We start from the raw sequence: 3056 nt of genomic DNA on the forward strand, positions 1-3056 counted from the left end.
CCGCGGGCCGGCACCGGGCGCGGCGGCGCCGGCTGACCGGCGGGCGACGCGGCGTCAGGTGACGCGGCTGGCGCGGTGCCGGACCGCCCGCAGCCGGGCCTCGGTGGGGAGTTCGCCCAGCCCCGCCGAGGTCCGGGCGTGGGCCAGCACCTCGGCGTCCAGGCCCGTCACCAGCTCCACCGGGGTCGCGTGCGGGGCCAGGCCGAGGACGAGCCGGGCCTGCGGCTGCCCGTGCAGTGCGACCAGGACCGCGCCGGCCCATTCCACCCCTTCGTACGCCTCCGCCTCGGCGGCCAGCACGTTCTCCAGGGCCCGGCCGCTGATCAGCGCGCCCTGGCCGTCGCCGCTGTCGATGCGCAACTGGCGCATCCGCCGGGTGCGGAACTGCGCGAGCAGCCACCACAGGGAGACCAGGAAGATCACCGCGAGTCCGGCGATGACCACCGGCCACCACCAGTCGCGGTGCCGGTACAGCCGCCGGTCGTGCCGGGTGAGCAGCACGTCCTTGGAGCCGGAGAAGGGCCACGACGAGGGCAGGTGGAAGTCCCAGTGGCGCTGCAGGTCGAGGCTGCCGATCAGGACGGCCACGCCCAGGGCGAGCAGCACCAGGCCGATGAAGGCGAGCAGGACGCGGTTGATCGTGATGCGGCTCATCGGCTGTCTCCTCACGCCTTCTTGTCGGCGCGCTCGACCCGTACGCGCAATTCGGGGGACTTGGCGAGTCCGAGTTGGCGGACCGCCTCGGCCAGGCCCTCGCCCAGGTCGCGCCGTACGTCGGGCAGTTCGCGGAAGTGCGAGGTGGCGCGGACCCGGACCCGGCGGCGGCCGACGGCGACCCGGACCCAGCGGATGCCGGGCACCTCCATCGCCCGGTCGCGCAGCACGAGTTCGGCCGCGTGCCGGTCGAGCCCGGCCCGCACGCCCGAGGTGCCGCGGCGGGCCATCGGCAGCACCGAGCGCTCACCGGGGGTGGCCGCCAGCACGAGCAGCCACAGGCCGAGCAGCCCGCAGACGATGGCGCCGACGATGATCCACACGTTGTCCAGGTGGCGGGTGGCGAGCTGGTGCGCCAGCGACTTGCGCCACAGCAGCGCCTTGCGGCCGGCCCGCACCGATGACACGTCGTAGAGGAACAGCCCGGACAGGCCGAACGAGAGGGCGGCGGTGATGGCCGAGGGCACCCGGCGGTGCGCCCAGAACCGCTTGGCGTCCGCGCCGTCCGCCGGGCCCGGCTCCTGGTCCGGTTCGGTGTACCGCAGCAGGCCGCCCCGCTCCTGGCCGGGCGGCCGGACGCCGACCGCCGTGGGCAGCTCCCGGGTGGGTTCGTCGTCATGCTCCGGCCGGCCGGCCGGGCCGGTGTCGCTCACCGCACCCTCCCCTCGTTCTTGCGGCGGACGGTCAGCGAGTGCAGCCGCTCGATCTCGATGGCCAGCTCGGGAACCGCCAGCCCGGTCAGCGCCTCGACCCGGCTGGCGACATGACGGCGTACCGCCGCGGTCACCGCGCCGAGGTCGGCGGGATAGCCGAGTTCGAGGGCGAGCCGCAGCCGCGCGGTGTCCTTGCGGATCGACACGGTGGCGTGCGGGGCGGCCTCGCGCGGCACCAGGTCGGCGTCGGGCAGGCCGGCGAGCACCTCACCGGCCGAGTACGCGGCGATCTTGGCCACGACTCGGTCCGCGATCCGCAGCGCGCCGCGCTCGGCCGGCGGCAGCTGCTCGGGGACGGGCGCCGACATCAGCGCCGCCGGTCACGATCGCGATCGCGGTCGCGCGGGCGGAAGAACTCTCCCAGTTCGAGGTCGCCGTCGATGAACTTGCCCGCCACGAAGCCGATCGCGCCGAGGCCCGCCACCAGGAGGAACGCGCCGAATCCGCCGAAGAACCCGGCGAAGGCGAGCACCATCCCGACGGCCAGGCCGATCACCGCCGCGCTCATCCCGGGCCCTCCGTCCCCTCGTTCGTTGCCTGCCGAACGGCTGGTGCGCCGCCGAAGGTGCCGCTACTGGACCCGTTGTTCACGGTCGTCCTCGTCCTCCTCGTCGGGGAGCTTCACATCGCCGACGGCGACGTTGACCTCGACCACTTCCAGACCGGTCATCCGCTCCACGGCGGCGATCACGTTCTCCCGTACGGCGCGGGCGACATCGACGATGGAGACGCCGTAGTCGACCACGATGTCCAGGTCCAGCGCGGTCTGCACCTCGCCGACCTCGGCCTTGACACCGCGGCTGACCGAGGTCCGGCCGCCGGGCACCCGGTCGCGGACCGCGCCGAAGGTCCGGGACAGGCCGGTGCCCATGGCGTGCACACCCACCACGTCGCGGGCGGCGAGCCCGGCGATCTTCTCCACCACGCCGTCGGCGATGCTGGTGCGCCCGCGGCCGGCCGGGGGGCCGAGCGCCTTGCGGCCGCTGTCGCCACCGCCGCCTTTCTCCAGTGTCCTTGCGCCGAGGGGATGTGACGGACCTTCGGTTCCGGGCCTGCCCTGCTGTGCGTCGGTCATCGCGAGTCGTCCCTTCGTCTGGGCTGCTCCGTGTCCCACACTAGGTGGACGTGCCCCGAACCGCTCCGGGGATGCGGCCGAAGGGTTCCGCCGACCCCCGTTCGGGTGGTCGGCCCACGGAAGGCGATGCCCGTGACGATGGACCGACTGACCCGCAGCGTCCGGGAGCAGGTCGCCCTGGGCCGCCTCCTGCCGCTGGGCGGGCCGCAGGACCTGGCGTGGATCACGGAGAGCGCCGCGGTGCGGGCGCTGCGGCAGGCGGCGGCCGGGATGTCCGGGGTACGGCTGCGCGAGGTCGCGGTGCTGCCCGCGGACTGGGACGAGGCGGAGCTGCCGGCCGGCGCGCCGACGGGGGCGCTGCCGCATCTGCCGGTCCGGGTCGAGGCGGCCTTCGACGCGGCGGCGGACGAGCCGCTGCCGCTGACCGCGCAGCGGCTGCGGGACGTGCTGTGGGAGGCCGCGGCGGACGGGGTGGGTCTGCGCGTGTCGGCGGTGGACCTGCGGATCACCGGTCTGCTGGCGGATCTCCCCGCGCTGCCGCCCGGCGGGGCCGG

5 protein-coding genes and 1 pseudogene are annotated in these 3056 nt (G+C 75.0%); 1 reads left to right on the forward strand and 5 read right to left on the reverse strand.

Features of this window, described 5'->3' with window-relative positions; genetic code table 11:
- Positions 1 to 54 precede the first annotated feature (54 nt).
- From amaP to GA0115240_RS02300, 5 genes are all read right to left on the reverse strand, one after another.
- The gene (gene amaP / locus GA0115240_RS02280; RefSeq protein ID WP_093734958.1) at positions 55 to 654 is read right to left on the reverse strand and encodes an alkaline shock response membrane anchor protein AmaP; all 600 of its coding nucleotides are present in this window, start codon (positions 652 to 654) and stop codon (positions 55 to 57) included.
- 11 nt (positions 655 to 665) lie between these two features.
- Positions 666 to 1367 (reverse strand): DUF6286 domain-containing protein, encoded by a 702-nt coding sequence (locus tag GA0115240_RS02285; protein ID WP_093734959.1) that lies wholly within the window; start codon positions 1365 to 1367, stop codon positions 666 to 668.
- Positions 1364 to 1735, reverse strand: coding sequence for an Asp23/Gls24 family envelope stress response protein (locus tag GA0115240_RS02290; protein ID WP_093734960.1), 372 nt, complete (start codon positions 1733 to 1735; stop codon positions 1364 to 1366). The genes GA0115240_RS02285 and GA0115240_RS02290 overlap by 4 nt, the downstream gene beginning before the upstream one ends.
- On the reverse strand, positions 1735 to 1935 hold the full coding sequence (locus tag GA0115240_RS02295; protein WP_093734961.1) for a hypothetical protein: 201 nt from the start codon (positions 1933 to 1935) through the stop codon (positions 1735 to 1737). The genes GA0115240_RS02290 and GA0115240_RS02295 overlap by 1 nt, the downstream gene beginning before the upstream one ends.
- A gap of 63 nt (positions 1936 to 1998) precedes the next feature.
- On the reverse strand, positions 1999 to 2502 hold the full coding sequence (locus GA0115240_RS02300; protein ID WP_093734962.1) for an Asp23/Gls24 family envelope stress response protein: 504 nt from the start codon (positions 2500 to 2502) through the stop codon (positions 1999 to 2001).
- Between the two features lie 132 nt (positions 2503 to 2634).
- Between GA0115240_RS02300 and GA0115240_RS02305 the strand changes: the two are divergent.
- Positions 2635 to 3056: pseudogene (locus tag GA0115240_RS02305) on the forward strand (nucleopolyhedrovirus P10 family protein); the annotation flags it as partial.

Origin of the sequence: Streptomyces sp. DvalAA-14 (assembly GCF_900091855.1) — a bacterium.
Lineage (GTDB): Bacteria > Actinomycetota > Actinomycetes > Streptomycetales > Streptomycetaceae > Actinacidiphila.